The organism is Pseudomonas sp. CAM1A (genome assembly GCF_047501685.1).
GTDB lineage: Bacteria > Pseudomonadota > Gammaproteobacteria > Pseudomonadales > Pseudomonadaceae > Aquipseudomonas.
The window spans coordinates 224,943-247,274 of record NZ_JBFNXP010000005.1 but is presented as its reverse complement, the minus strand read 5'-3'; the positions used below and the strand labels follow the sequence as shown (position 1 = coordinate 247,274).

At 61.5% G+C, this 22,332-nt stretch carries 19 protein-coding genes; 9 read left to right on the top strand and 10 right to left on the bottom strand.

All coding sequences use genetic code 11. The annotated features are described in order from the left end of the window. Window positions 1-5: 5 nt before the first annotated feature. The 6 genes from ABZO33_RS15420 to ABZO33_RS15395 form a co-directional block, all read right to left on the bottom strand. Entirely contained in the window at window positions 6-1,226 is a 1,221-nt protein-coding gene (locus tag ABZO33_RS15420) for a type II toxin-antitoxin system HipA family toxin (protein WP_414536733.1), read from the bottom strand. Then, window positions 1,226-1,486 carry a helix-turn-helix domain-containing protein gene (locus ABZO33_RS15415; protein ID WP_414536732.1) on the bottom strand — a complete coding sequence of 87 codons (261 nt, stop codon included), beginning with the start codon at window positions 1,484-1,486 and terminating at the stop codon, window positions 1,226-1,228. The genes ABZO33_RS15420 and ABZO33_RS15415 overlap by 1 nt, the downstream gene beginning before the upstream one ends. A 329-nt stretch (window positions 1,487-1,815) precedes the next feature. Beyond that, window positions 1,816-2,355 carry a Bro-N domain-containing protein gene (locus tag ABZO33_RS15410; protein ID WP_414536731.1) on the bottom strand — a complete coding sequence of 180 codons (540 nt, stop codon included), beginning with the start codon at window positions 2,353-2,355 and terminating at the stop codon, window positions 1,816-1,818. Window positions 2,356-2,474: 119 nt separating this feature from the next. Further along, window positions 2,475-4,097: a TIGR04141 family sporadically distributed protein gene (locus ABZO33_RS15405; RefSeq protein ID WP_414536730.1), complete on the bottom strand. Its 1,623-nt coding sequence runs from the start codon at window positions 4,095-4,097 to the stop codon at window positions 2,475-2,477. Between the two features lie 151 nt (window positions 4,098-4,248). Then, window positions 4,249-5,499, bottom strand: a complete 1,251-nt coding sequence (locus tag ABZO33_RS15400) for a ribonucleotide-diphosphate reductase subunit beta (RefSeq protein WP_050704266.1) — start codon at window positions 5,497-5,499, stop codon at window positions 4,249-4,251. A 635-nt stretch (window positions 5,500-6,134) separates the two neighbouring features. Then, window positions 6,135-9,014 (bottom strand): ribonucleoside-diphosphate reductase subunit alpha, encoded by a 2,880-nt coding sequence (locus ABZO33_RS15395; RefSeq protein WP_414536729.1) that lies wholly within the window; start codon window positions 9,012-9,014, stop codon window positions 6,135-6,137. 838 nt (window positions 9,015-9,852) lie between these two features. Between ABZO33_RS15395 and ABZO33_RS15390 the strand changes: the two genes are divergently transcribed. Together ABZO33_RS15390 and ABZO33_RS15385 are read left to right on the top strand one after the other, a co-directional pair. Further along, window positions 9,853-10,548, top strand: coding sequence for a response regulator (locus tag ABZO33_RS15390; RefSeq protein WP_414536728.1), 696 nt, complete (start codon window positions 9,853-9,855; stop codon window positions 10,546-10,548). Next, the gene (locus ABZO33_RS15385) at window positions 10,545-12,149 is read left to right on the top strand and encodes an ATP-binding protein (protein WP_414536727.1); all 1,605 of its coding nucleotides are present in this window, start codon (window positions 10,545-10,547) and stop codon (window positions 12,147-12,149) included. Before ABZO33_RS15390 ends, ABZO33_RS15385 begins: the two co-directional genes overlap by 4 nt. Here the strand turns inward: ABZO33_RS15385 and ABZO33_RS15380 are convergent. Together ABZO33_RS15380 and ABZO33_RS15375 are read right to left on the bottom strand one after the other, a co-directional pair. Then, window positions 12,146-12,847 carry a 4'-phosphopantetheinyl transferase family protein gene (locus ABZO33_RS15380; RefSeq protein WP_414536726.1) on the bottom strand — a complete coding sequence of 234 codons (702 nt, stop codon included), beginning with the start codon at window positions 12,845-12,847 and terminating at the stop codon, window positions 12,146-12,148. The genes ABZO33_RS15385 and ABZO33_RS15380 overlap by 4 nt on opposite strands. A 158-nt stretch (window positions 12,848-13,005) precedes the next feature. Further along, window positions 13,006-13,797, bottom strand: a complete 792-nt coding sequence (locus tag ABZO33_RS15375) for a dienelactone hydrolase family protein (protein WP_414536725.1) — start codon at window positions 13,795-13,797, stop codon at window positions 13,006-13,008. 123 nt (window positions 13,798-13,920) lie between these two features. Between ABZO33_RS15375 and ABZO33_RS15370 the strand changes: the two genes are divergently transcribed. From ABZO33_RS15370 to ABZO33_RS15350, 5 genes are all read left to right on the top strand, one after another. After that, the gene (locus tag ABZO33_RS15370) at window positions 13,921-14,526 is read left to right on the top strand and encodes a hypothetical protein (protein ID WP_414536724.1); all 606 of its coding nucleotides are present in this window, start codon (window positions 13,921-13,923) and stop codon (window positions 14,524-14,526) included. Window positions 14,527-14,636: 110 nt separating this feature from the next. Next, the gene (locus ABZO33_RS15365) at window positions 14,637-15,314 is read left to right on the top strand and encodes a response regulator (RefSeq protein WP_414536723.1); all 678 of its coding nucleotides are present in this window, start codon (window positions 14,637-14,639) and stop codon (window positions 15,312-15,314) included. Continuing rightward, window positions 15,311-16,651 (top strand): ATP-binding protein, encoded by a 1,341-nt coding sequence (locus ABZO33_RS15360; RefSeq protein WP_414536722.1) that lies wholly within the window; start codon window positions 15,311-15,313, stop codon window positions 16,649-16,651. Before ABZO33_RS15365 ends, ABZO33_RS15360 begins: the two co-directional genes overlap by 4 nt. Before the next feature lie 417 nt (window positions 16,652-17,068). Beyond that, window positions 17,069-18,391 (top strand): dicarboxylate/amino acid:cation symporter, encoded by a 1,323-nt coding sequence (locus tag ABZO33_RS15355; RefSeq protein ID WP_414536721.1) that lies wholly within the window; start codon window positions 17,069-17,071, stop codon window positions 18,389-18,391. 215 nt (window positions 18,392-18,606) lie between these two features. Continuing rightward, window positions 18,607-19,227 (top strand): calcium-binding protein, encoded by a 621-nt coding sequence (locus ABZO33_RS15350; protein ID WP_414536720.1) that lies wholly within the window; start codon window positions 18,607-18,609, stop codon window positions 19,225-19,227. A 32-nt stretch (window positions 19,228-19,259) separates the two neighbouring features. Here the strand turns inward: ABZO33_RS15350 and ABZO33_RS15345 are convergent, their stop codons facing one another. Then, complete coding sequence (locus tag ABZO33_RS15345) at window positions 19,260-19,754, bottom strand: SprT family zinc-dependent metalloprotease (RefSeq protein ID WP_217866869.1); 495 nt, start codon at window positions 19,752-19,754, stop codon at window positions 19,260-19,262. 140 nt (window positions 19,755-19,894) lie between these two features. Next, entirely contained in the window at window positions 19,895-20,494 is a 600-nt protein-coding gene (locus ABZO33_RS15340; RefSeq protein WP_023630778.1) for a Yip1 family protein, read from the bottom strand. 263 nt (window positions 20,495-20,757) lie between these two features. Between ABZO33_RS15340 and ttcA the strand changes: the two genes are divergently transcribed. Together ttcA and ABZO33_RS15330 are read left to right on the top strand one after the other, a co-directional pair. Continuing rightward, window positions 20,758-21,582, top strand: a complete 825-nt coding sequence (gene ttcA, locus ABZO33_RS15335) for a tRNA 2-thiocytidine(32) synthetase TtcA (RefSeq protein WP_023630777.1) — start codon at window positions 20,758-20,760, stop codon at window positions 21,580-21,582. Between the two features lie 4 nt (window positions 21,583-21,586). Continuing rightward, window positions 21,587-22,258, top strand: coding sequence for a DNA-3-methyladenine glycosylase I (locus ABZO33_RS15330; RefSeq protein WP_414536719.1), 672 nt, complete (start codon window positions 21,587-21,589; stop codon window positions 22,256-22,258). Window positions 22,259-22,332 lie beyond the last annotated feature (74 nt).

Sequence of the window (22,332 nt, the reverse complement as noted above, 5' to 3'; positions counted from 1 at the left end):
GGACACTAGGCCAGAAGCCTGACGGCTCCTATAGCAGCCATCGCCACTTTGAGCTCCGGCTCCGCCAGATGCTCACGATAATGCGCTTCAAGATCGGTCCTCCAGTCGGCCACTTCTTCAATGACCGCAACAGCCTGGGCCTGTGACAGGCCATAGTGTTCAACTTGGCTCAGGAGGTTTCTGCGGGAGATTTCGTGCCCATGGATGCCGATACCCATGGCCAGTCGCGCGGGCATTTCTCCATCCGTGGTCGGCACCACGTCGTACATCGGCGAAAGCCTCCAGCAACCGTCCTTGAAAATCACCGCTGAGTTCTTTGGATGGTCATCGTCATTGCCGACAAGAATGTTGAAACAGATACGCTTGAATAGCGCTTGGAGGTCTGCCTCCGGCACACGCCGACGGCGCATTTCGTCCACCAGATAGCCGTAGTGCCAATTCTTCCAGTCCTCTCGCTCGTGCCATCCGCTGTCGAGCAGCGTCAGTCCACTCAGCATCGGGACACGGATGAACCTGCCATCGCTGGTTGGCACACGGTCAAACCTGTCGACCAGCAATGTATTGACCTGGCCGCGATGCAGCCGCACGCCTGCAGTATCCAAACCTTTGCTCGCAGCGAATGACATGCATGCATACTCGAGCGCCGGAATATCGTAGAGGTCATGGCGGTCGCGGGGTTTGGCCAGGATCAACCGGCCGTTATCGACCAAGGTGCACTTGGGGCGGGCGCCACCTAATGACGAGCGTTGTTGCAGTGTTGCCTTGGTCGCCCTGTTCGTTCCAGATGGGAAGCCACCCTGTACCCCGTCTGCGAACTGAATGAACGCCTCAAGCTGGGTCAGCGTACCCAGCCCCGCTTGGCCGATGCCCTGTGGTGCAGTTTTGTCGCTGCCGACCATCAGGCAACCGGCGCGATCATGGTTGGGTGATTTCTGAAGGTAGCCGATAGCTTCCAGTTCGCCGCCATGCTCTCGAATGGCAAGGCGTTCGCCCCAACCGTCCGGGGCTGCATCCCTTATGAAACCGGGCAGTCCGCCGTTCTTGGTAATGTTCGTGTAGGGTTCGGCGCGTAGCGGGTAACGAAATGGATCAGGTACCCAGCCTCCTGCCTTGTAGTAGCTGGGGTTATAGACGAATTCGCCAATGCGGTTCTCGACGGTGAGGCGCCCTAGCGTGACAACCTCCTTCGAGTCCGGTTGCTGCATGTAGATGTACAGGGAAACCATCAGAAATCTTCCTCCAAAAGTTGCTTCAGGCGTACACGGTGCTCCGAGGAATAGGGCGTGGGGGAGGGCACCGATAGGTCCTTGAAGACGTCATCCAGCAAGCCGAGATGCCATAGCGCGATCAGGTAGCTGCGTATCTCCACGCTTGGCGTACCCGCTTCGATCTTGCCCAAGGTCGTAATGGACAGCCCTGATTGCGCTGCGAGGTCTTTTTGACGGATTCTTTGCTCCAGGCGTCTGGCTTTGATCAAAAGCCCCATTTTTACTAACCTTTCGGCACACATCAGGGGCAAAATTGACATTTTAAGACCTTCTATAAGCATACTTATGGCTGATAAAAGCGACTATAGCACCTCTTATAAATGTTCGTAGGATGGGTCTTGGCTGATGGTCGGACCGATCCTACAGGTAAAATCGTGATCGGATTGCGGGCGAACTGATCCTATATTTTGTGTGTTAACTGGCGCAGTTGGACTGTACGACTGGCATCGCTTGCTACACGCGCGATGCCAAGCCCCAGCACATCCAGATAAGGCCAGGGCAGGATTGAACAGGGCTGCAGGGCAGCCCTTCTAGTGGAGCGCAAGGTTCAATCGCCAACCCCATGCAACCGCAGCGCCCGCTGCGCACATTCCTTCCAGCTCAACTTGCGCCGCTCGGCCACCACCACGGGCTTCTCCGCCGCCATCACCACCGGCATATCCCGCATCCGTACCCAAGGCTCACTCTGCCAATACAACAGACTCGCCGTATGCCCACCTGGCCAGCACATCCTGCCCAAGCGCGGCAGGTCTTCCAGTGCCGAGTCCTGTCCATCGCGCAGCACCGCCACCACCTCATGGGTGAGCCATTGGCGCAGGTGGCGGTTTTCCGGAATGTGATGATGGGCCAGCAGGGTATAGGCACCGGACTCGCTGACCATGGTGGTCCCGCTGTATTGGCCGTAGCGCAGCAGCTGCACGGTGCGATGCTGGTCCGGGTCGAGCTTGCGGATGCAGTGTTCGTCGAAGAAGCGCCCGGTCATCCGGCCGAGTTCGTGGGCGCAGAACCAGGCTTGGGATTCGAGCCAGAGGGTGTGGAGGGGGCGGTTGTGGCGGGTGAAGAGGGTGGGGGTGTGGTGGTTGTCCATGGCTGGCCTTCCAAAATCAGGAGAGCCGTTTCTAACGGGAACGGGTTTCCGCTGCGTGAGCGTTTCTTAGGCGCGTCCAAAAAATAATTAATGGGAACTAGTTAGTCAATATTAAATGGTTAGATTTTGTTTGGCTTTATTTTTTTTCTCACTAGAACCGTAGGGTCAACGGGGATTGCGGTTAGGGCTACTGTGTAGTTGAGACCGTTTAAGGTCCTTATCGCATTTTTTAATGTGACTTTAGAAAAGAATGGGAGTTCGTCAGGGATCTTCTTCGTTGTTGCTATTGCGTATACAATTTTGTATTGGCTGGGGTCAGGGCGGTCTGATGGGTTTTTTAGCTGGATTGAAGTGGGGAGTTTTGAATTTAGTTTCTGTCTGAAGTCAGGATCAATTACAAAGGCCTCTGCGGAGACACAGCCTTGGGAAAATAAATGACTTAAGGTGCTAGAGCTGCGGTAGTATTTGACGTGGATGATGTCTGTGCCATCTTTAACTAGGTCGCAAAACTCCATTTTGTCGTATGGTCCACCTAGCTTTACGTTTTTCTTGTCAAGTAGGCTGTATGTGGAGTCGACTTTTTCTAAATGTTGGTTATATTCGTCTTCTCTATCGTGGCTGTATGTAGGGAGTGTGTGGTTGTAGGTTTTTAAGTTTGAAAGTTGGTTGTTGATGCGTTCGACAAAGTTTGTGTTGATTTTATACCATGTAGAGTTTCTAAGTACGTATTTGTCGCCGCTATAATCAAGCTCTGCATAAAGGCATCTGTATGCAGACCAAGACTTTATGGATTGGTATTCGCTATTGTTGATGTGGATGTGAGTTTGCTTAAGGTTTTCAATTGTAGCCTGTTGTTTCTTGCTTGAAAGATGAGATATCAAGTCGTCGATGCTCAGAACAATGTGTCGCTCGGTGCGGCCATAAAGGTCGAATGAATAGCCCACGTGATTTTCCCAGTCAACTATCTCTGGTTCCCCGAGCCATAGATCAGATAGGTTGTTTTGGGATAGTTTTCCTTCCAGCTCTAGATCAAGAATTTCAATGTGCTCAACATCTCTTACTTTTCCGATGTTATCTACCCATTCAAAAGCATCTGGAAGTTTTTGCTGGTACTTTGCCGCAGCTGCATCCAAGATCTCACAAAGAGAGTCAAGGCTTGTGCTGGTTATAACGGTTAAAGCGTCGCGTCCGGTGACATGGCTGCCAAATTCTTTAACTGTAGATACACCTGTGACTGCATAAAGCATCTCAATTTCTGAGTTCATGTGGAGATCGAAAATGTCGACTTCCTTGGTGCTTTGGGTTCGATAATTTAACGGATTGTGATCATAGCTTGCCTTGTCTAGACTTCTTAGTTTAGAGGGGGCGACTGAGTTTAGTGTGACTTTTAATCCAAAGTCTCTTTCTATGTGGTCTTCATTTATAAGGTGGTGTCCAGTGCCGAAAGATAGAATAAATTTTAGATTGCTCGTGCATGTTACAAATACTGCGCCAACAGAACTGGAGTTGCCAAAAGCATCAGGTTTAACTTCGGTTCTCTCGGTGAAAAGTCGGGTCCATGGAGGAGAGTGCTCGGGCTGCAGCTTTTTGATATATAGCTTAGAGCTTTCAAGGCCTTTCGCCTCTAGATGAATTGGTGATTGAGAATTCTCAAGGTTTAAACATATATTGTCGCTAGTGTTTTTGTTTTTAACTAAGTATATCGAGAGCTTTTCTTTTCGCTCCTTGAGCTTTTTCTTCATTCGTTCATCCTCCATGCAAGGCAGCTACTTAATGGTAGCAGATTGGCATCGTTTTGCATGAGTGAATGAATTTTGATTTTTGTATTTTATTTGGCTTAAAAGTAAAAAGGCCGCCTTTCGGCAGCCTTTTTATTTGGTGTGATTTGGCTAGTTAATCCCAGCTCAACGCCCCACCAGTCTGATACTCAATCACCCGAGTCTCAAAGAAGTTTTTCTCCTTCTTGAGGTCCATGATCTCGCTCATCCAAGGGAACGGGTTGGTAGTCCCCGGATACTCTTCCTTCAGACCAATCTGGGTCAGTCGACGGTTGGCAATGAACTTGAGGTAATCCTCCATCATCGCCGCATTCATGCCCAGCACGCCGCGTGGCATGGTGTCACGGGCGTATTCGATCTCCAGCTGAGTACCCTGCAGAATCATCTGGGTAGCCTCTTCCTTCATCGCGGCATCCCACAGGTGTGGGTTCTCGATCTTGATCTGGTTGATCACGTCGATGCCGAAGTTCAGGTGCATGGACTCGTCGCGCAGGATGTACTGGAACTGCTCGGCGACGCCGGTCATCTTGTTGCGGCGGCCCATGGACAGGATCTGGGTGAAGCCGCAGTAGAAGAAGATGCCTTCCAGTACGCAGTAGTAGGCGATCAGGTTGCGCAGCAGCTCTTTGTCGGTTTCGACGGTGCCGGTGTTGAACTCCGGGTCCGAGATGGCGCGGGTGTACTTCAGGCCCCAGGCGGCCTTCTTAGCGACCGACGGGATCTCGTGGTACATGTTGAAGATCTCGCCTTCATCCATGCCCAGCGACTCGATGCAGTACTGGTAGGCGTGGGTGTGGATCGCCTCTTCGAAGGCCTGGCGCAGGATGTACTGGCGGCACTCCGGGTTGGTGATCAGGCGGTACACGGCCAGGGCCAGGTTGTTGGCAACCAGGGAGTCGGCGGTGGAGAAGAAGCCGAGGTTGCGCATCACGATACGGCGCTCGTCTTCGGTCAGGCCGTCCATGCTCTTCCACAGGGCGATGTCGGCGGTCATGTTGACCTCTTGCGGCATCCAGTGGTTGGCGCAGCCGTCGAGGTACTTCTGCCAGGCCCAGTCGTACTTGAACGGGACCAGCTGGTTGAGGTCGGCGCGGCAGTTGATCATGCGCTTTTCATCAACGGCGACGCGGGCCGAAGAGCCTTCCAGCTCGGCCAGGCCTTCGGCGATGTCCAGGGCGTCCAGGGCAGCCTTGGCGCGCTTGACGGCGTCGGAGTCGGCGGCGGTGGCGGCGCGGGCTTCCAGGGCGGCGGCACCGCCGGCGCTGTCGAGCTTGTCGAGGGTGGTGGCGGCTGCGGCCTGCGCGGGGGTGTTGCCTTTGGCGGCTACTTCGCCGTCTTCTTTGTCGAATTCGTCCCAGCTCAGCATGGTCCTGGCTCCTGCTAGAGGGTTGCGCGGGGCAACCGGTTGGATTTTGAAGTGATGCCTGTACGGCGCGACGCCAATGGGCGTTACGGCAGGCAGTGAGAGCGGGCTCTCGTCACGTTTGAAGGTGTTCGGGTCGGCGCCTGGCCTGCACTCGGGCGAGGGGGCAGGGCACCTGGAAGCTGTACGGCAACGATAAAACCTGCGGTGTGGCCCTGGGGGCTTGCTTCACGCAGTCGATCATTGGCTCATCCCTTTTTGGGGCCGCGAAGTATACCGGAATTCACTTTGGATCGGGGCGGCGCAGGGTGCGCAGGGCGGTAAATTTTCGACCTGCATTACGTGCTTCCGTTCACTGGATACCGGTGGTTCGTCACGGGGTTAGAGTCTAGCCCTAAATGGGATTAGATCCTATATGTAGTGGGATTTTTTTTATCTGGCGCTACATATGGTGTTTTGATCTTGGTCAGGGCCTAGGGGTTGTATTGCCTGTAAGGGCCCCATCGCGGGGCAAGCCCGCTCCCACGTGCCGTTCCCACGCACCGCTCCCGAGGGGGATTCGGGGCGCAAAAAAATGCCGCCTCAGCCACCCGTGAGGGCGATTGAGGCGGCATGTTCAGCTCAGCGCTGCGAAGGCCTTATTGGCAGGCTTCGCAATCCGGCTCGTCGATGGCGCAGGCCTTCGGTACCGGGGCTGGGCCCGCGGCCTGGACCGGGGCGCTGTCGCCGCCGCTCGACACGGCGTTGAGCTTGCCGGTGTTGATGGTCGACTTCTCGGTGCTGGTCGCGGCCAGGGCACGGAGGTAGTAGGTGGTCTTCAGACCACGGTACCAGGCCATGCGGTAGGTCACGTCGAGCTTCTTGCCCGAGGCGCCGGCGATGTACAGGTTCAGCGACTGGGCCTGGTCGATCCACTTCTGGCGACGCGAGGCGGCATCGACGATCCACTTGGTCTCGACTTCGAACGCGGTGGCGTACAGGTCTTTGAGCTCTTGCGGGATACGCTCGATCTGCTGCACGGAACCATCGTAGTACTTCAGGTCGTTGATCATTACCGAGTCCCACAGGCCACGGGCCTTCAGGTCGCGGACCAGGTACGGGTTGATCACGGTGAACTCGCCCGACAGGTTCGATTTCACGTACAGGTTCTGGTAGGTCGGCTCGATCGACTGCGACACGCCGGTGATGTTGGCGATGGTCGCGGTTGGCGCGATGGCCATGATGTTCGAGTTACGAATACCTTTTTGCACGCGCTCGCGCACCGGTGCCCAGTCCAGGCTCTCGGTCAGGTCGACGTCGATGTACTTCTGGCCACGGGCCTCGATCAGGATCTGCTGGCTGTCCAGCGGCAGGATGCCCTTGGACCACAGCGAACCCTGGAAGGTCTCGTAGGCACCGCGCTCGTCGGCCAGGTCGCAGGAAGCCTGGATCGCGAAGTAGCTGACCGCTTCCATCGACTTGTCGGCGAACTCGACGGCAGCGTCGGAGCCGTACGGGATGTGCTGCAGGTACAGCGCGTCCTGGAAGCCCATGATGCCCAGGCCGACCGGGCGGTGCTTGAAGTTCGAGTTACGCGCTTGCGGCACCGAGTAGTAGTTGATGTCGATCACGTTGTCGAGCATGCGCACGGCAGTGTTCACGGTGCGTTGCAGCTTGGCGGTGTCCAGCTTGCCATCGACAATGTGGTTCGGCAGGTTGATCGAGCCCAGGTTGCAGACCGCGATCTCGTCCTTGTTGGTGTTCAGGGTGATCTCGGTGCACAGGTTCGAACTGTGGACCACGCCCACGTGCTGCTGCGGGCTGCGCAGGTTGCACGGGTCCTTGAAGGTCAGCCATGGGTGGCCGGTCTCGAACAGCATCGACAGCATCTTGCGCCACAGGTCTTTGGCCTGGATGGTCTTGAACACCTTGATCTTGTTGTACTCGGTCAGGGCTTCGTAGTACTCGTAGCGCTCTTCGAAGGCCTTGCCGGTCAGGTCGTGCAGATCAGGCACTTCCGATGGCGAGAACAGGGTCCACTTGCCGTCATCGAAGACGCGCTTCATGAACAGGTCAGGGATCCAGTTGGCGGTGTTCATGTCGTGGGTACGACGACGGTCATCACCGGTGTTCTTGCGCAGCTCGATGAACTCTTCGATATCGAGGTGCCAGGTTTCCAGGTAGGCACACACGGCGCCCTTGCGCTTGCCACCCTGATTCACGGCCACGGCGGTGTCGTTGACCACTTTCAGGAACGGCACAACGCCTTGCGATTTGCCGTTGGTGCCCTTGATGTACGAGCCCAGGGCGCGCACCGGGGTCCAGTCGTTGCCCAGGCCACCGGCGAATTTCGACAGCATGGCGTTGTCGTGGATCGCGTGGTAGATGCCCGACAGGTCGTCCGGCACGGTGGTCAGGTAGCAGCTCGACAGCTGCGGACGCAGGGTACCGGCGTTGAACAGGGTCGGGGTCGAGGCCATGTAGTCGAACGACGACAACAGGTTGTAGAACTCGATCGCACGGGCTTCTTTGTCTTTCTCTTCCAGCGCCAGGCCCATGGCCACACGCATGAAGAACACCTGCGGCAGCTCGAAGCGCACGCCATCCTTGTGGATGAAGTAGCGGTCGTACAGGGTCTGCAGGCCCAGGTAGGTGAACTGCTGGTCGCGCTCGTGGTTGATTGCCTTGCCCATGCGCTCTAGGTCGTAGCCTTTCAGCGCTGGGTCGAGCAGTTCGAACTCGACGCCTTTCTCGACATAGGCCGGCAGGGCCTTGGCGTACAGGTCGGCCATCTCGTGGTGGGTGGCGCTGTCGGCGACGTTCAGGAAGCCCAGGCCTTCGGCACGCAGGGTGTCCATCAGCAGGCGGGCGGTGACGAACGAGTAGTTCGGCTCACGCTCGACCAGGGTACGGGCGGTCATCACCAGGGCGGTGTTGACGTCCTTCAGGGCGACGCCATCGTACAGGTTCTTCAGGGTTTCGCGCTGGATCAGCTCGCCATCGACTTCGGCCAGGCCTTCGCAGGCTTCGCTGATGATGGTGTTCAGGCGCGCCATGTCCAGCGGCGCCAGGCTGCCGTCGGCCAAGGTGATGCGGATGCTTGGGTGCGGCTCGACCACGCTGTCGGCGTTGGAGCGGGTAGCACGCTCCTTGGCACGCTGGTCGCGGTAGATCACGTAGTCGCGGGCGACTTTCTGCTCGCCGGCGCGCATCAGGGCCAGTTCGACCTGGTCCTGGATTTCTTCGATGTGGATGGTGCCACCCGATGGCATGCGACGCTTGAACGTGGCGGTGACCTGCTCGGTCAGGCGCGCGACGGTGTCGTGGATGCGCGACGAGGCGGCGGCGGTGCCGCCTTCAACTGCGAGGAACGCCTTGGTGATGGCAACGGTGATCTTGTCGTCGGTGTAGGGGACGACAGTGCCGTTGCGCTTGATCACGCGCAGTTGGCCAGGCGCGGTGGCGGCCAGATCCTGGTTCGAATCGGCGGCCTGCGGCGCTTTGCCCTGCGGGTTCTCGCGAGTTGTGTCGGTTTGCATGGGTGGGTGTCTCCACAGTTTCTAGTTTGTTCAGGCGCCGTTGTCGGGCGCCACCGTTCCGTCCACTTGCTCGATGGCCCGGGCGGGGATGCGCGTGAAGCACACGCATCCGCCCGCTCGGGCTTACCGACTTCGGGACAGACTCAGGAATTAGGGGCAGTAACCTGCCGCTCCCTGGCCGAAGTCAAAGGTTCTGGGCGTACCCAAAATCTGTTGCTGATGAGTGCGGGCCTTGCCTGCAACACTCATACCCGAACAAGGCCATCTGCGGCTTGCCTCGGTCGCCCTCCGCAGGAGCGGTTTGGCTGTTGAAATCACCTTAAGTTCAGCCAGAAAATTCGCTTGAATTTGCCTGTTGACTTGTGTTTGTGATTTTGCGCAAAACCCAATATCTAGTGGTTCGCTGCGATAGGGATACAAGATAATGCGGTCCAGGGGGCTTTGCAAGGTCGGCGCCTGTGGATAACTTGTGGGTACTTTGTGAGTCATCCGTGGGTATTCGCTGTAGGCCTTGTCCCAAGAGGTTTGCACTATTTTTTGCCTGTGCTACGCCGCCGCGAAGATTTTTTAGGGCGCGCACCCTATCACAAAAAACGGTTCAGTCGAGGGCTGTTTGCGGTGGTTGGCAGGGGTGGGGGCGGGACGTAGTATCCGGGGCTGATGTTGCGCTTTGGTGAAGGCGGATTTGCGCTGGAATCAAAGGGTTGTGCTGGCCTTATCGCGGGGCAAGCCCGCTCCCACGCATGGCCTCGTATGGCAACGTGGGAGCGGGCTTGCCCCGCGATAAGGCCGGCACGGACAACACAAGGCCAGACAATAACCAGAAGAAGGGGAGGCCATGGACCAGCCAATCAACCGCATCCTGATCGTCGAGGACGACCAGCGCCTGGCCGAGCTCACTGCCGAATACCTCCAGGCCAACGGCTTCGAAGTGGCGGTGGAGGGCGATGGCGGCCGCGCCGTGCGGCGCATCATCGACAGCCAGCCGGACCTGGTAATCCTCGACCTGATGCTGCCCGGCGAGGATGGCCTGAGCATCTGCCGCCGCGTGCGCGGCCAGTACGCAGGCCCCATCCTCATGCTTACCGCCCGCAGCGACGAGCTCGACCAGATCCAGGGCCTGGACCTGGGCGCCGACGACTACGTATGCAAACCGGTGCGTCCGCGCGTGCTGCTGGCGCGTATCAATGCCCTGCTGCGCCGCAGCGACGCCCCGGAGCGCCGCCAGGACCTGACCTTCGGCCCCCTGCATATAGACAGCCGCCAGCGCGAGGCACGCCTGCACGGCCAGTTGGTCGACCTGACCGGCGCCGAATTCGACCTGCTCTGGCTGCTGGCCAGCAACGCCGGGCGCGTGCTGTCCCGCGAGGAGATCTTCACCTCGCTGCGCGGCGTCGGCTACGACGGCCAGGACCGCTCCATCGATGTGCGCATCTCCAAGATCCGCCCCAAGATCGGCGACGACCCGATCACCCCGCGGCTGATCAAGACCCTGCGCAGCAAAGGCTACCTGTTCGTCGGCGAGGCGCCATGAACTCGATCTTTCTGCGCATCTATGGCGGCATGCTCGCGGTACTGGTGCTGGTGGCCGTGCTCGGCGTGCTGAGCTTGCACCTACTCAACGAGATCCGCGCCGGCCAGCACCGCGAGCGCCTGGCCCAGGGCACCTTCAGCCTGATGGCCGACAACCTGGCGCAGCAGAACGCGGTGGAGCGCACCCGTTCGCTGGTGATCTGGGAGCGGCTGCTCGGCGTGCCGCTGGACCTGCAGCCGCAGTCGGCCTTTACCCTCGATGGCGCGCAGCGGGCGCGCCTGTACCGCGACCTGGTGGTGGTGGAGAAGACCGGGCCGCATGCCGCCCGGGTGCTGCGCCGGGTCGGCCACGAGGACCTGCTGCTGGTGGCCGAGGTCAAGCAGATCAGCGAGCAGTTGGCCCGCGCCACCCTTTATCTATTGGCCGACGAGCTGGTGCGCTACCCGGTGACCGAGCAGCAGGCGCGCCTGGCGCAGCTGCGGCAGAGCAAGGGCTTCGGTTTCGACATCGCCTTGCAGCGCATCGAGCGCGCCGCCCTGGACGACGACCAGCGCCGCCGGGTGGAGGAGGGCGACACGGTGATGGCCCTCGGCAGGGACGGCGATTCGATCCGCGTGTTCTCGGGGCTGTCCGGTTCACCCTGGGTGCTGGAGATCGGCCCGCTGTATCAGCTCAACCCCTATCCGCCGCAATTGCTGATCCTGATCGCCTTTCTCGGCCTGTGCCTGATCGGTCTGGTGGTCTACCTGCTGGTGCGCCAGCTGGAGCGCCGGGTGTCGGGCCTGGAGGTGGCCGCCACGCGCATCGCCCAGGGCAGCCTCGACACCCGGGTGCCGGCCGGCGATGCCGACTCGGTGGGGCGCCTGGCCGAGGCCTTCAACGGCATGGCCGAGCACCTGCAGCGTTCATTGACCATGCAGCGCGAGCTGGTGCGGGCGGTGTCCCACGAGCTGCGCACCCCGGTGGCGCGGCTGCGCTTCGGCCTGGAGATGATCGAGAGCGCCAGCACCGACGCGGCCCGGGCCAAGCACCTGGCCGGCATGGACGGCGATATCCAGGATCTGGACAAACTGGTCGACGAGATGCTGACCTACGCCCGCCTGGAGCAGGGCGCGCCGGCCCTGCATTTCCAGGTGGTGGACCTGGACGAGTTGCTGGCGCGGGTGATCGAGGAGCTGGCGCCGCTGCGCGCCGAGGTGCGGGTGGTGCGCGGCGAATGCCACGGGCTCGACGGTGGCGACGCCCGGGTCGAGGCCGAGCCGCGCTACCTGCATCGGGCCCTGCAGAACCTGGTGCGCAATGCCATGCGCCATGCCGAATCCGAAGTGCGTGTGAGCTATCACCTGGGGCAGCAACGTTGCCGCATCGATGTGGAGGACGACGGCCCCGGGATTCCCGAGGGTGTGTGGCATCGCATCTTCACCCCCTTCACCCGCCTCGACGACAGCCGCACCCGGGCCTCGGGCGGGCATGGTCTGGGGCTGTCGATCGTGCGGCGGATCATCTACTGGCACGGCGGCCGCGCCCTGGTCGGGCACAGCGAGCAGCTGGGCGGGGCGTGTTTCAGCCTGAGCTGGCCGCGGGAGCAGCCACGCGATTAAACGCAGATCAAGCTGAGCAGGTGGCCGTCCTGCAGGCAGAACTGGCCATCGAGTTCGACGCCGTGGTGCCACTCGGCCGACAGGTCGGCGAGCAGGCGCAGGCGGGCGTGGCCGTCGGCAGACCATTCCAGCAGTTCGGCGTGCTCGAAATAGAAGCGCTTTTTCGTCAGCGGGTAGAGGGTCTTGAACAGGCTTTCCTTGAGCGAGAAGGTCAGGGTCACGGCCAGCGCCTGCTGGCTACGGTCCAGGCGCTCGAGTTCGGCGGGGGTGAGGATTTCCCCGGCCAGGCGCTCGGCGCGCTCTTCGCTGAGCAGGGTTTCCTGGTCCAGGCCCAGGCCACGGCATTGGCCGTCGGCCGCGACAACAGCGGCGGCCCAGCCTTGGCCGTGGGTGATCGAGCCACGGATATCTGCGGGCCAGATCGGCGAGCGGTCTTGGTGGGCAGCGGGCGCATAGTCGCGGCCATCCAGGCGGTGCAGGGCCTCGCGGGCGCAGACTCGGCCAGCCAGGTACTCGGCCTGGCGCTTGGCCACCGAGCGTTGCAGGCTGGCGGTCTGCTCGATGCCGGCGCGCTGGAAATCGTCCGGCGCGAGATTGGCCGGGTCGAAGGCGCAGCTGACCAGCACCGCGCCGGGGACCGGGCGCGGTAGGGGCCAATGGTGCTGGAGCGGGGCGCAGCAGGTGGGGAGTCTGTTCATGGCGGGTATTGTGCCAGCCTGGTGGCTGGTGGTGGAGCACAGATTTTGGGGCTGCTGCGCAGCCCTTTCGCCGGCGAGCCGGCTCCCACAGGGGCGTTGCCATCTTTTGTGGGAGCCGGCTTGCCGGCGAAAGGGCCGCAAAGCGGCCCCGGCGATCATCAGTCGAACGCGTCCTTCAAGAACGCCTGCATATCCTTCCACGAGCTTTCATCCGCCGCCTTGTCATAGCCGATATCCGGCCCGCCATGCTCGCCATGGCTCAACCGGTCGGCATCCGGGTTGGTGAAGCCATGCTTGGCCCCCGGGATCCCGACGAACTTGTAGTCGGCCTTGGCCGCATCCATCTCCGCCTTGAACGCCGCCACCTGCGCCGGGGTGACCATGCTGTCGGCCTCGCCGTGCTCCACCAGGATCTTGGCCCGGATTACGCCGGGCTTGGCCGGCGTCTGGGTCACCAGCGCGCCATGGAAACTGACTACGCCATCAAGCTTCACGCCTCGGCGCGCGGCATCGAGCACTACCTTGCCGCCAAAGCAGTAACCCACGGCCGCCAGTTGATGTTTGTTGGTGTTGGGCTGCAGCTTCAGCAGATTCAGCCCGGCGTCGAAGCGCTTGGCAGCGGCTTTCGGGTCCTTCATCGCCGCCGCCATGAACGCCTGGGCGTCGGCGGGGTGCTCGGTGTTCTTGCCGTCGCCGTACATGTCGATGGCCAGGGCGTTATAGCCCAGCGCCGCGAGGTCGCGGGCGCGGCGCTTGGCGTAGTCGTTCAGCCCCCACCATTCATGCACCACCACCACGCCCGGGCGCTTGCCCTCGACGGCGTCGTCGTAGGCGTAGTAGCCGACCAGGCGCTTGCCGTCGGCATCCTGGTAGGGGATCTCGCGGGTCTGCACCGCCGCCTGGGCGAGGGTGGCGCCGCACAGCAGGGCCAATGCAAGCAGGGTACGCATGGTCGAGCTCCTTGTTCGGTTCGTTCAGCCGACGTTCAGGCCGGGTTCAGCGGGGGTTCAGGGCGCCCCCCCTACTCTAGTCCCCAGACAGAAACAACGCATCCAACCCGGAGTACCTGAATCATGAAAACGCTCAATACCCTGATCGCCGCCATGGCGGTTTGCGCCGCCGGCCTCACCACTGTTGCCCAGGCCGATGACAACTTCGCCAGCCTGACCTACGGCCAGACCAGCGACAAAGTCCGCAAGTCCGGCCTGTTGCAACGCAACACCGACGGCCTGAACGCCGACGGCATCATCGGCAAGGACAGCACCTGGGGCGTGCGCCTGGGCAAGATCAACGACCAGGGCCGCTACTACATGACCTACGACAACGTCTCGGGCGACCACAGCGGCGTCAAGCTGCGCCAGGAAAACCTGCTCGGCAGCTACGACCTGTTCCTGCCGGTGGGCTATACCACCAAGCTGTTCGGTGGCGGCACCCTGGGCATGACCAAGCTGACCCAGGACTCGCCGGGCGCCAGCCGCGACACCGACTATGGCTATGCCGTGGGCCTGCAGGCCGGCGTGATCCAGGAAATCACCGACAAGGCCTCGGTAGAGATGGGCTACCGTTACCTGCGCAGCAACGCCGCCACCGAGATCGGCGCCCATGGCGGGCCGAAGGACGGCACCCTGCGCCTGACCAGCAGCGCGCAGACCTACCTGGCGGCCACCTACAAGTTCTGAGGTCGCTGTTATCCTGTACCGGCCTCATCGCGCAGAGTGCATGACCCGTGGGAGCGGGCTTGCCCCGCGATGAGGCCGGTACAGGCATTGCAAATTGAAAGGAGATCCACATGAAATTGCTGGTGGTCGAGGACGAGGCGCTGCTGCGTCATCACCTGTTCACCCGCCTGGGCGAAGGCGGCCATGTGGTGCAGGCGGTGGCCAACGCCGAGGAAGCCTTGTACCAGGCCGAGCAGTACAACCACGACCTGGCGGTGATCGACCTGGGCCTGCCGGGCATGAGCGGGCTGGACCTGATCCGCCAGCTGCGCAACCTCGGCCAGACCTTCCCGATCCTGATCCTCACCGCCCGGGGCAACTGGCAGGACAAGGTCGAGGGCCTGGCTGCCGGCGCCGACGACTACGTGGTCAAACCGTTCCAGTTCGAAGAGCTGGAGGCGCGCCTGAACGCCTTGCTGCGCCGCTCCAGCGGCTTCACCCAGTCGACCATCGCCGCCGGCCCGCTGGTGCTCGACCTCAACCGCAAGCAGGCGATCCTGGACGAGCAACCGCTGGCGCTGACCGCCTACGAATACCGCATCCTCGAATACCTCATGCGTCATCACCAGCAGGTGGTGGCCAAGGACCGGCTGATGGAGCAGCTGTACCCGGACGACGAGGAGCGCGACCCGAACGTCATCGAGGTACTGGTCGGCCGCCTGCGCCGCAAGCTCGAGGGCGACAATGGCTTCAAGCCGATCGACACCGTGCGTGGCCTGGGCTACCTGTTCACCGAGCGCTGCCGATGATCCGTTCGCTGCGGGTGCGCCTGATGCTGGCGGCGGCGTTGCTGGCGCTGCTGTTCATGCTGGCGCTGCTGCCGGCGTTGCAGAAGGCTTTCAGCCTGGCCTTGCAGGAGTCCATCGAGCAGCGCCTGGCCTCGGACGTGACCACGCTGATTTCCGCTGCGCGCATCGAGCATGGCCAGTTGCAGATGCCGGCGCTGCTGCCGGACGAGCGTTTCAACCTGCCGTATACAGGCTTGCTCGGCTATATCTTCGACCGCCAGGGCACGCTGGTGTGGCAGTCGCGGGCCACGCGCAACCGCAACATCAACTACCACCCGCGCTATGACGGGCGCGGCAATGAGTTCGCCCGCATCCACCAGGACGACGGCGACGAGTTCTTCGTCTACGACGTCGAGGTCAAGTTGCTCGGCGGCAAGAGCGCGGCGTTCAGCATCGTCGCCCTGCAACCGGTGCGCGAATACCAGGACACCCTCAATGGCCTGCGCGAGAAACTCTACTTCGGCTTCGGCGCGGCGCTGCTGGCGCTGATGGTGCTGCTCTGGGCCGGCCTGACCTGGGGCCTGCGCTCGCTGCGCCGGCTCAGTTCCGAGCTGGACGACGTGGAGAGCGGCGCCAGGGATGGATTGAGTCGCGAGCACCCACGCGAGCTGCTGCGCCTGACCGGCTCGCTCAACCGCCTGCTGCGCAGCGAGCGCGAGCAGCGCCAGCGCTACCGCGACTCGCTCGACGACCTGGCCCATAGCCTGAAGACCCCGCTGGCGGTGCTGCAGGGCGTGGGCGAGAGCATGGAGCAGGGCGACCGCGAGCAGGCGCGGGTGCTGCAAAGCCAGATCGAGCGCATGAGCCAGCAGATCGACTACCAATTGCAACGAGCCAGCCTGCGCAAGAGCGGCCTGGTCAAGCACCAGGTCGAGCTCAAGCCATTGCTCGACAGCCTGTGCAGCACCTTGGCCAAGGTCTATCGCGACAAACGCGTCGAGGTCGGCTTCGATCTCCCGGCTGATGCGCGGGTGCCGATGGAGCAGGGCGCCTTGCTTGAACTGCTCGGCAACCTGCTGGAGAACGCCTACCGGTTGTGCCTGGGGCAGGTGCGGGTCAGCCTGCGCGAGGCACCGGGGCAGCTGGAGTTGTGGATCGAGGACGATGGCCCGGGGGTGCCGCCCGACCAGCGTGAGCGCATTCTCGAACGCGGCGAGCGGCTGGACCGCCAGCATCCCGGGCAGGGGATCGGCCTGGCGGTGGTGAAGGACATCATCGATAGCTATGACGCCGAATTGAGCCTTGGCGACTCCGAATTGGGTGGGGCTGCGTTCCGTATCGCTTTCCGACTCGATTGATTATGCCTTTCCAGTGCAGCGGGCGGTGCGTGGGAGCGGGCTTGCCCCGCGATACCGGCGAAGCCGGTGCCATCCCGTGCCGGCCCCATCGCGGGGCAAGCCCGCTCCCACGCACCGCCCACTGAGTACCACTGAGGCGGATTCCCGCCAACCCGCCCTGTACGATTTCCGCCATCGGGCGGAAATCCGCCATTTCCTACGTGATCATTCGCCCCGTCCCGGGGCATTCACACCCTGTAATCATTGGCTGTGCACCTCGAGCGGGCACTTTGGCATCGCCCTTGCTATTCACCTGGCAGAGGCCTGCCCAGGCACTCGAACACAACGACAAATCCCTCCGGGTACAGGAGGGTTCGCGATTCAGGTGCCCCGACATCCTGGGAAGGATGCGCCGGCCCACTTGAGGAAAAACTAGCCATGACGACTCGTCAGCCGCTGTACAAATCGCTGTATGTCCAGGTGATCGTCGCGATCACCATCGGTATCCTGCTCGGCCACTACTACCCGGAAACCGGCGTAGCCCTCAAACCCTTGGGTGACGGCTTCGTCAAGCTGATCAAGATGGTCATCGCGCCGATCATCTTCTGCACCGTGGTCAGCGGCATCGCCGGCATGCAAAGCATGAAGTCGGTCGGCAAGACTGGCGGTTACGCGCTGCTGTACTTCGAGGTCGTCTCCACCATCGCCCTGATCATCGGCCTGGTCGTGGTCAACGTGGTCCAGCCGGGCGCCGGCATGCACGTCGACGTCAGCACCCTGAACGCCAGCAGCGTGGCCGCTTACGCCGCCGCCGGCGCGCAGCAGACCACCGTGGGCTTCCTGCTCAACGTGATCCCCAACACCGTGGTTGGCGCATTCGCCAACGGCGATATCCTGCAAGTGCTGATGTTCTCGGTACTGTTCGGCTTCGCCCTGCACCGCCTGGGCAGCTACGGCAAGCCGGTGCTGGACCTGATCGACCGCTTCGCCCATGTGATGTTCAACATCATCAACATGATCATGAAGCTGGCCCCAATCGGCGCCTTCGGCGCCATGGCCTTCACCATCGGCCAGTACGGCGTGGGTTCGCTGGTGCAGCTGGGCTACCTGATGGCCTGCTTCTACATCACCTGCATCCTGTTCGTCCTGGTGGTGCTGGGCGGTATCTGCCGCGCCCACGGCTTCAGCGTGATCAAGCTGATCCGCTACATCCGTGAAGAGCTGCTGATCGTGCTGGGCACCTCGTCCTCCGAGTCGGCCCTGCCGCGCATGCTGGCCAAGATGGAGCGCCTGGGCGCGAAGAAATCGGTGGTTGGCCTGGTGATCCCGACCGGCTACTCGTTCAACCTGGACGGTACCTCGATCTACCTGACCATGGCCGCGGTGTTCATCGCCCAGGCCACCGACACCACCATGGACATCACTCACCAGATCACCCTGCTGCTGGTGCTGCTGGTGGCGTCCAAAGGTGCCGCTGGCGTGACCGGTTCGGGCTTCATCGTCCTGGCCGCCACCCTGTCGGCCGTCGGCCACCTGCCGGTTGCCGGCCTGGCGCTGATCCTGGGTATCGACCGCTTCATGTCCGAAGCCCGCGCCCTGACCAACCTGATCGGCAACGCCGTGGCCACCGTGGTCGTGGCCAAGTGGGTCAAGGAGCTGGACACCGACACCCTGCAGGCGGAACTGGCGTCCGGCGGCTCGCCGCTGATCGACACCCGTCCGACCGACGACCTGGGCGTGGCCGAAGGCCCGGCGCGTTGATCGAACGCCTGTAGTGCAAGGAAAGCCCATCTTCGGATGGGCTTTTTTGTTGGCATGTCCTACATGCCAATGGGCACTTCATACCCTGTGCATATAAATAAGTACCTGATGCTGACATTCGGCGGTCGTTAGATTTGACCTTGCTGCGAGGCTGCCGCGAACCACACAGCCGCTTCGCAGCACGTTCATTTCATGCAGTACAGGGAGCTCAGGTAATGATCAAAGCCAGTGATGCAAAAGCCAAATCCGAGATGTTGCTGGAAGGCGGCAACGGTAGTGACCGCCTGGTTGGCGGACTCAAGGACGATGTGATCAGAGGTCACGCTGGGCACGATGTGCTGGAAGGCGGTCAAGGGGATGACATCCTGCTCGGCGGCAAGGGGAGTGATGTGCTGGATGGAGGCAAGGGCGCCGATTACCTGTGCGGTGGCGATAACGCCGATGTGCTGATCGGCGATAGCGGTAACGATGTGCTGGTAGGGGGCAAGGGTGATGACCTGCTCGAGGGCGGGCAGGGCGCCGATGTACTGAGCGGTGGCCGAGGTGCCGACCTGTTCGTGTTTTCCAGGTTGGCCGACATGGGTATCGGCAGGCAGCGGGACATTGTCAGCGACTTCAATGGTGTCGTGGGTGATCGCATCGATCTGCGTGGATTGGCGAAGTCCTGCGGACTTGCCGGTTTCACCTTTATTGGCGATGCGGCCTTTACCGAAAAAGGCCAGCTGCGGTTCGAGAATGAACTGCTGTCAGGCAATGTTCGAGGCAGTCTCCACCCTGATTTCGAGATCCAGCTGGTTGGCGTGACACACTTCAAGGCTGAGTATTTGCTCCGCTGACATCTAGTGTCCTGTCGAGTTTGCCGTGGTGCCTACTCGACCCGGGTCTCACCGCTGTACACCAATATCTCCCGACACCGTCGGCACAGGTACCGCCGCCCCTGGCGCACCAGCTTGTGGCGCTGGGCGGTGAACGGAAAATCGCTTTCCGGGCAAGGGCAACGGTAGATGTAGCGTGTCGCCACGCGCCGCTGCACTTCGTAGTTGTGGCAGCGGTTCGGCGGCAGCTCGTACACCCCGCGCATGATCAGCTGCCATTCCTCGCCATGGGCCTGGATGCGCTCGCCGAACAGCTGGTGGGCCACCAGGTGCGCTACCTCGTGGGCCACGGTCTGGCGCAGGAAGTCCTCGGCGTTCTCGCGGTACAGCTGCAGGTTGAAGCGCAGCAGGTTCTCGTGCAGGTGAGCGACGCCGGCTTTCTGTCCGCGCAGCTTGAAGCTGACTTGCGGGCGCGGGAAGGGGCGTTTGAAGAAGGTTTCGGCTTGCTGGTAACAGGTTTCGACGCGTTGTCTGAGCAGCTCGGGCATGGCGGGGTAGTTCTCCTGACCTGGCATTATGCCGCAGGCAAAGGCCGGCTGCCGAGCCGCCGGTCAGGCACACGAAACGAAGCCGCCTTGCGGCGGCCTCGGTGATGCCCCAGTGTTGGTTGGATCTGGTTGGTATGCGTTCAGTTGGTGTAGACGGGCCCCACGCCCAGTCCCCAGATGATCACGGTCGCGGCCATGATCGCCACCAGAACCACGAGGCCCACCGCCAGCACGGAGCTGGAGAACAGGAAGCCTTCATCCGACGGTATGTTCATGAACGTCGGCAAGCCGACATACAGCAGGTACACGGTGTAGCAGATCGCCGCCGTGCCGATCAGCATGCCCAGCCACAGGTGCGGGTACAGCGCCGCGAGGCCGCCGATGAACAGCGGGGTGGCGGTGTAGGTGGCAAAGGCGATGCACTGCGCCATGCTCGGGTTGGCGTCGTAGGTGCGTGCCATCCAGTGGATGAAGGCGCCCATCACCGCCACGCCGGCGAGCATCGCCAGGTACGACATGATGCTCATCCACAAGGCGCTTTCCATGGTCAGCATCACCGCTGGCCGCTCGCCGATCACCCAGCCGACCTGGGTGGTGCCGATAAACGCCGACACGGCGGGAATCGCCGCCAGGATCAGCGTGTGCGTCAGGTACATGTGGCTGATGCTTTCGTCCTCGCCACGGATCTCCCGCCACTCCTGGTCGGGGTGGGTGAACAAGCCAACAACGTGATGAATCATACGGGTCACTCCTATCGTCGTTGCCAAACGCCCCCCGGATGGAGCGCCTATGGCCCGAGGCCAGGACACCAGGTGCTGCGCCAATGTGGCCTTATGTCGCAGTATAGGAAGCGGATCCCGGCACAAAACCGGCTTTTTAGAGCAAATTGCGCTGTCAGGCGCGATGCTGATTCCCTTGAAGTCTTTATCGGATTCACCTACTGCGCCGCCCGGTTTGTGCGTAAAATAGCCGGCTTTTGTCACACCTCGCGGATCCAAGCGCTATGGGCACCCTCTCGGTCAACCAGAACAAACTGCAAAAACGCCTGCGTCGTCTCGCCGGCGAAGCCATCACCGACTTCAACATGATCGAGGATGGCGACAAGGTCATGGTCTGCCTGTCCGGCGGCAAGGACAGCTACACCATGCTCGACGTTCTGTTGCACCTGCAGAAGGTGGCACCGATCAAGTTCGAGATCGTGGCGGTGAACATGGACCAGAAGCAGCCGGGCTTCCCCGAGCACGTGCTGCCGGCCTACCTCAAGGAACTGGGTGTCGAGTACCACATCGTCGAGAAGGACACCTACTCGGTGGTCAAGGAGCTGGTGCCCGAGGGCAAGACCACCTGCTCGCTGTGCTCGCGCCTGCGTCGCGGCACCCTGTACACCTTCGCCGACGAGATCGGCGCGACCAAGATGGCCCTGGGGCACCACCGCGACGACATCGTCGAGACCTTCTTCCTCAACATGTTCTTCAACGGCGCGCTCAAGGGCATGCCGCCGAAGCTGCGCGCCGACGACGGCCGCAACGTGGTGATCCGCCCGCTGGCCTACTGCAGCGAGAAGGACATCCAGGCCTATTCGGACATGAAGGAATTCCCGATCATCCCGTGCAACCTGTGCGGCTCGCAGGAAAACCTGCAGCGCCAGGTGGTCAAGGACATGCTGGTGGAGTGGGAGCGCAAGCACCCGGGCCGTACCGAGAGCATCTTCCGCGCCCTGCAGAACGTCGCGCCGTCGCAGCTGGCCGACCGCAACCTGTTCGACTTCACCAGCCTGAAGATCGACGAGAGCGCCACTCCGCGCTTCCTCGACGTGCTGAACATCTGACCTTATGCGCGACTACCAGTGGTTGCATGAATACTGCCTGAACCGCTTCGGTTCGGCGCAGGCGCTGGAAGCCTTCCTGCCGCAGCCGCGCACCCCCGCGCAGCTGCGCGACATCACTGACGACCGCTACCTGTCGACCCTGGCCCTGCGCGTGTTCCGTGCCGGGCTCAAGCACAGCCTGGTGGATGCCAAGTGGCCGGCGTTCGAGCAGGTGTTCTTTGGCTTCGACCCGGAAAAAGTGGTGCTGATGGGCGCCGAGCACCTGGAGCGGCTGATGCAGGACGAGCGCATCATCCGTCACCTGGGCAAGCTCAAGAGCGTGCCGCGCAATGCGCAGATGATCCTCGACGTGGCCAAGGAGAAGGGCAGTTTCGGCGCGTTCATCGCCGACTGGCCCGCGACCGATATCGTCGGGCTGTGGAAGTACCTGGCCAAGCATGGCAACCAGCTGGGCGGGTTGTCGGCGCCGCGTTTCCTGCGCATGGTCGGCAAGGATACCTTCATCCCCACCGACGACATGGCTGCGGCATTGATCGCCCAGAAGATCATCGACAAGCCGCCGACCAGCCTGCGTGACCTGGCACTGGTGCAGCAGGCGTTCAATCAGTGGCATGAAGAGAGCGGCCGGCCGCTGTGCCAGCTGTCGGTGATGCTGGCGCATACCGTCAACTACTGAGATCAGCGGTAATGCAATCGCGGGGCAAGCCCGCTCCCACGCCCTTTCCCAATTGCGGGAATGGGCGTGGGAGC

Excerpts from the sequence above, each read along its gene's own strand:
- ABZO33_RS15420 (WP_414536733.1), bottom strand. The coding sequence starts at position 1,226 with ATGGTTTCCCTGTACATCTACATGCAGCAACCGGACTCGAAGGAGGTT.
- ABZO33_RS15415 (WP_414536732.1), bottom strand. The coding sequence starts at position 1,486 with ATGGGGCTTTTGATCAAAGCCAGACGCCTGGAGCAAAGAATCCGTCAA.
- ABZO33_RS15410 (WP_414536731.1), bottom strand. The coding sequence starts at position 2,355 with ATGGACAACCACCACACCCCCACCCTCTTCACCCGCCACAACCGCCCC.
- ABZO33_RS15405 (WP_414536730.1), bottom strand. The coding sequence starts at position 4,097 with ATGAAGAAAAAGCTCAAGGAGCGAAAAGAAAAGCTCTCGATATACTTA.
- ABZO33_RS15400 (WP_050704266.1), bottom strand. The coding sequence starts at position 5,499 with ATGCTGAGCTGGGACGAATTCGACAAAGAAGACGGCGAAGTAGCCGCC.
- ABZO33_RS15395 (WP_414536729.1), bottom strand. The coding sequence starts at position 9,014 with ATGCAAACCGACACAACTCGCGAGAACCCGCAGGGCAAAGCGCCGCAG.
- ABZO33_RS15390 (WP_414536728.1), top strand. The coding sequence starts at position 9,853 with ATGGACCAGCCAATCAACCGCATCCTGATCGTCGAGGACGACCAGCGC.
- ABZO33_RS15385 (WP_414536727.1), top strand. The coding sequence starts at position 10,545 with ATGAACTCGATCTTTCTGCGCATCTATGGCGGCATGCTCGCGGTACTG.
- ABZO33_RS15380 (WP_414536726.1), bottom strand. The coding sequence starts at position 12,847 with ATGAACAGACTCCCCACCTGCTGCGCCCCGCTCCAGCACCATTGGCCC.
- ABZO33_RS15375 (WP_414536725.1), bottom strand. The coding sequence starts at position 13,797 with ATGCGTACCCTGCTTGCATTGGCCCTGCTGTGCGGCGCCACCCTCGCC.
- ABZO33_RS15370 (WP_414536724.1), top strand. The coding sequence starts at position 13,921 with ATGAAAACGCTCAATACCCTGATCGCCGCCATGGCGGTTTGCGCCGCC.
- ABZO33_RS15365 (WP_414536723.1), top strand. The coding sequence starts at position 14,637 with ATGAAATTGCTGGTGGTCGAGGACGAGGCGCTGCTGCGTCATCACCTG.
- ABZO33_RS15360 (WP_414536722.1), top strand. The coding sequence starts at position 15,311 with ATGATCCGTTCGCTGCGGGTGCGCCTGATGCTGGCGGCGGCGTTGCTG.
- ABZO33_RS15355 (WP_414536721.1), top strand. The coding sequence starts at position 17,069 with ATGACGACTCGTCAGCCGCTGTACAAATCGCTGTATGTCCAGGTGATC.
- ABZO33_RS15350 (WP_414536720.1), top strand. The coding sequence starts at position 18,607 with ATGATCAAAGCCAGTGATGCAAAAGCCAAATCCGAGATGTTGCTGGAA.
- ABZO33_RS15345 (WP_217866869.1), bottom strand. The coding sequence starts at position 19,754 with ATGCCCGAGCTGCTCAGACAACGCGTCGAAACCTGTTACCAGCAAGCC.
- ABZO33_RS15340 (WP_023630778.1), bottom strand. The coding sequence starts at position 20,494 with ATGATTCATCACGTTGTTGGCTTGTTCACCCACCCCGACCAGGAGTGG.
- ttcA (WP_023630777.1), top strand. The coding sequence starts at position 20,758 with ATGGGCACCCTCTCGGTCAACCAGAACAAACTGCAAAAACGCCTGCGT.
- ABZO33_RS15330 (WP_414536719.1), top strand. The coding sequence starts at position 21,587 with ATGCGCGACTACCAGTGGTTGCATGAATACTGCCTGAACCGCTTCGGT.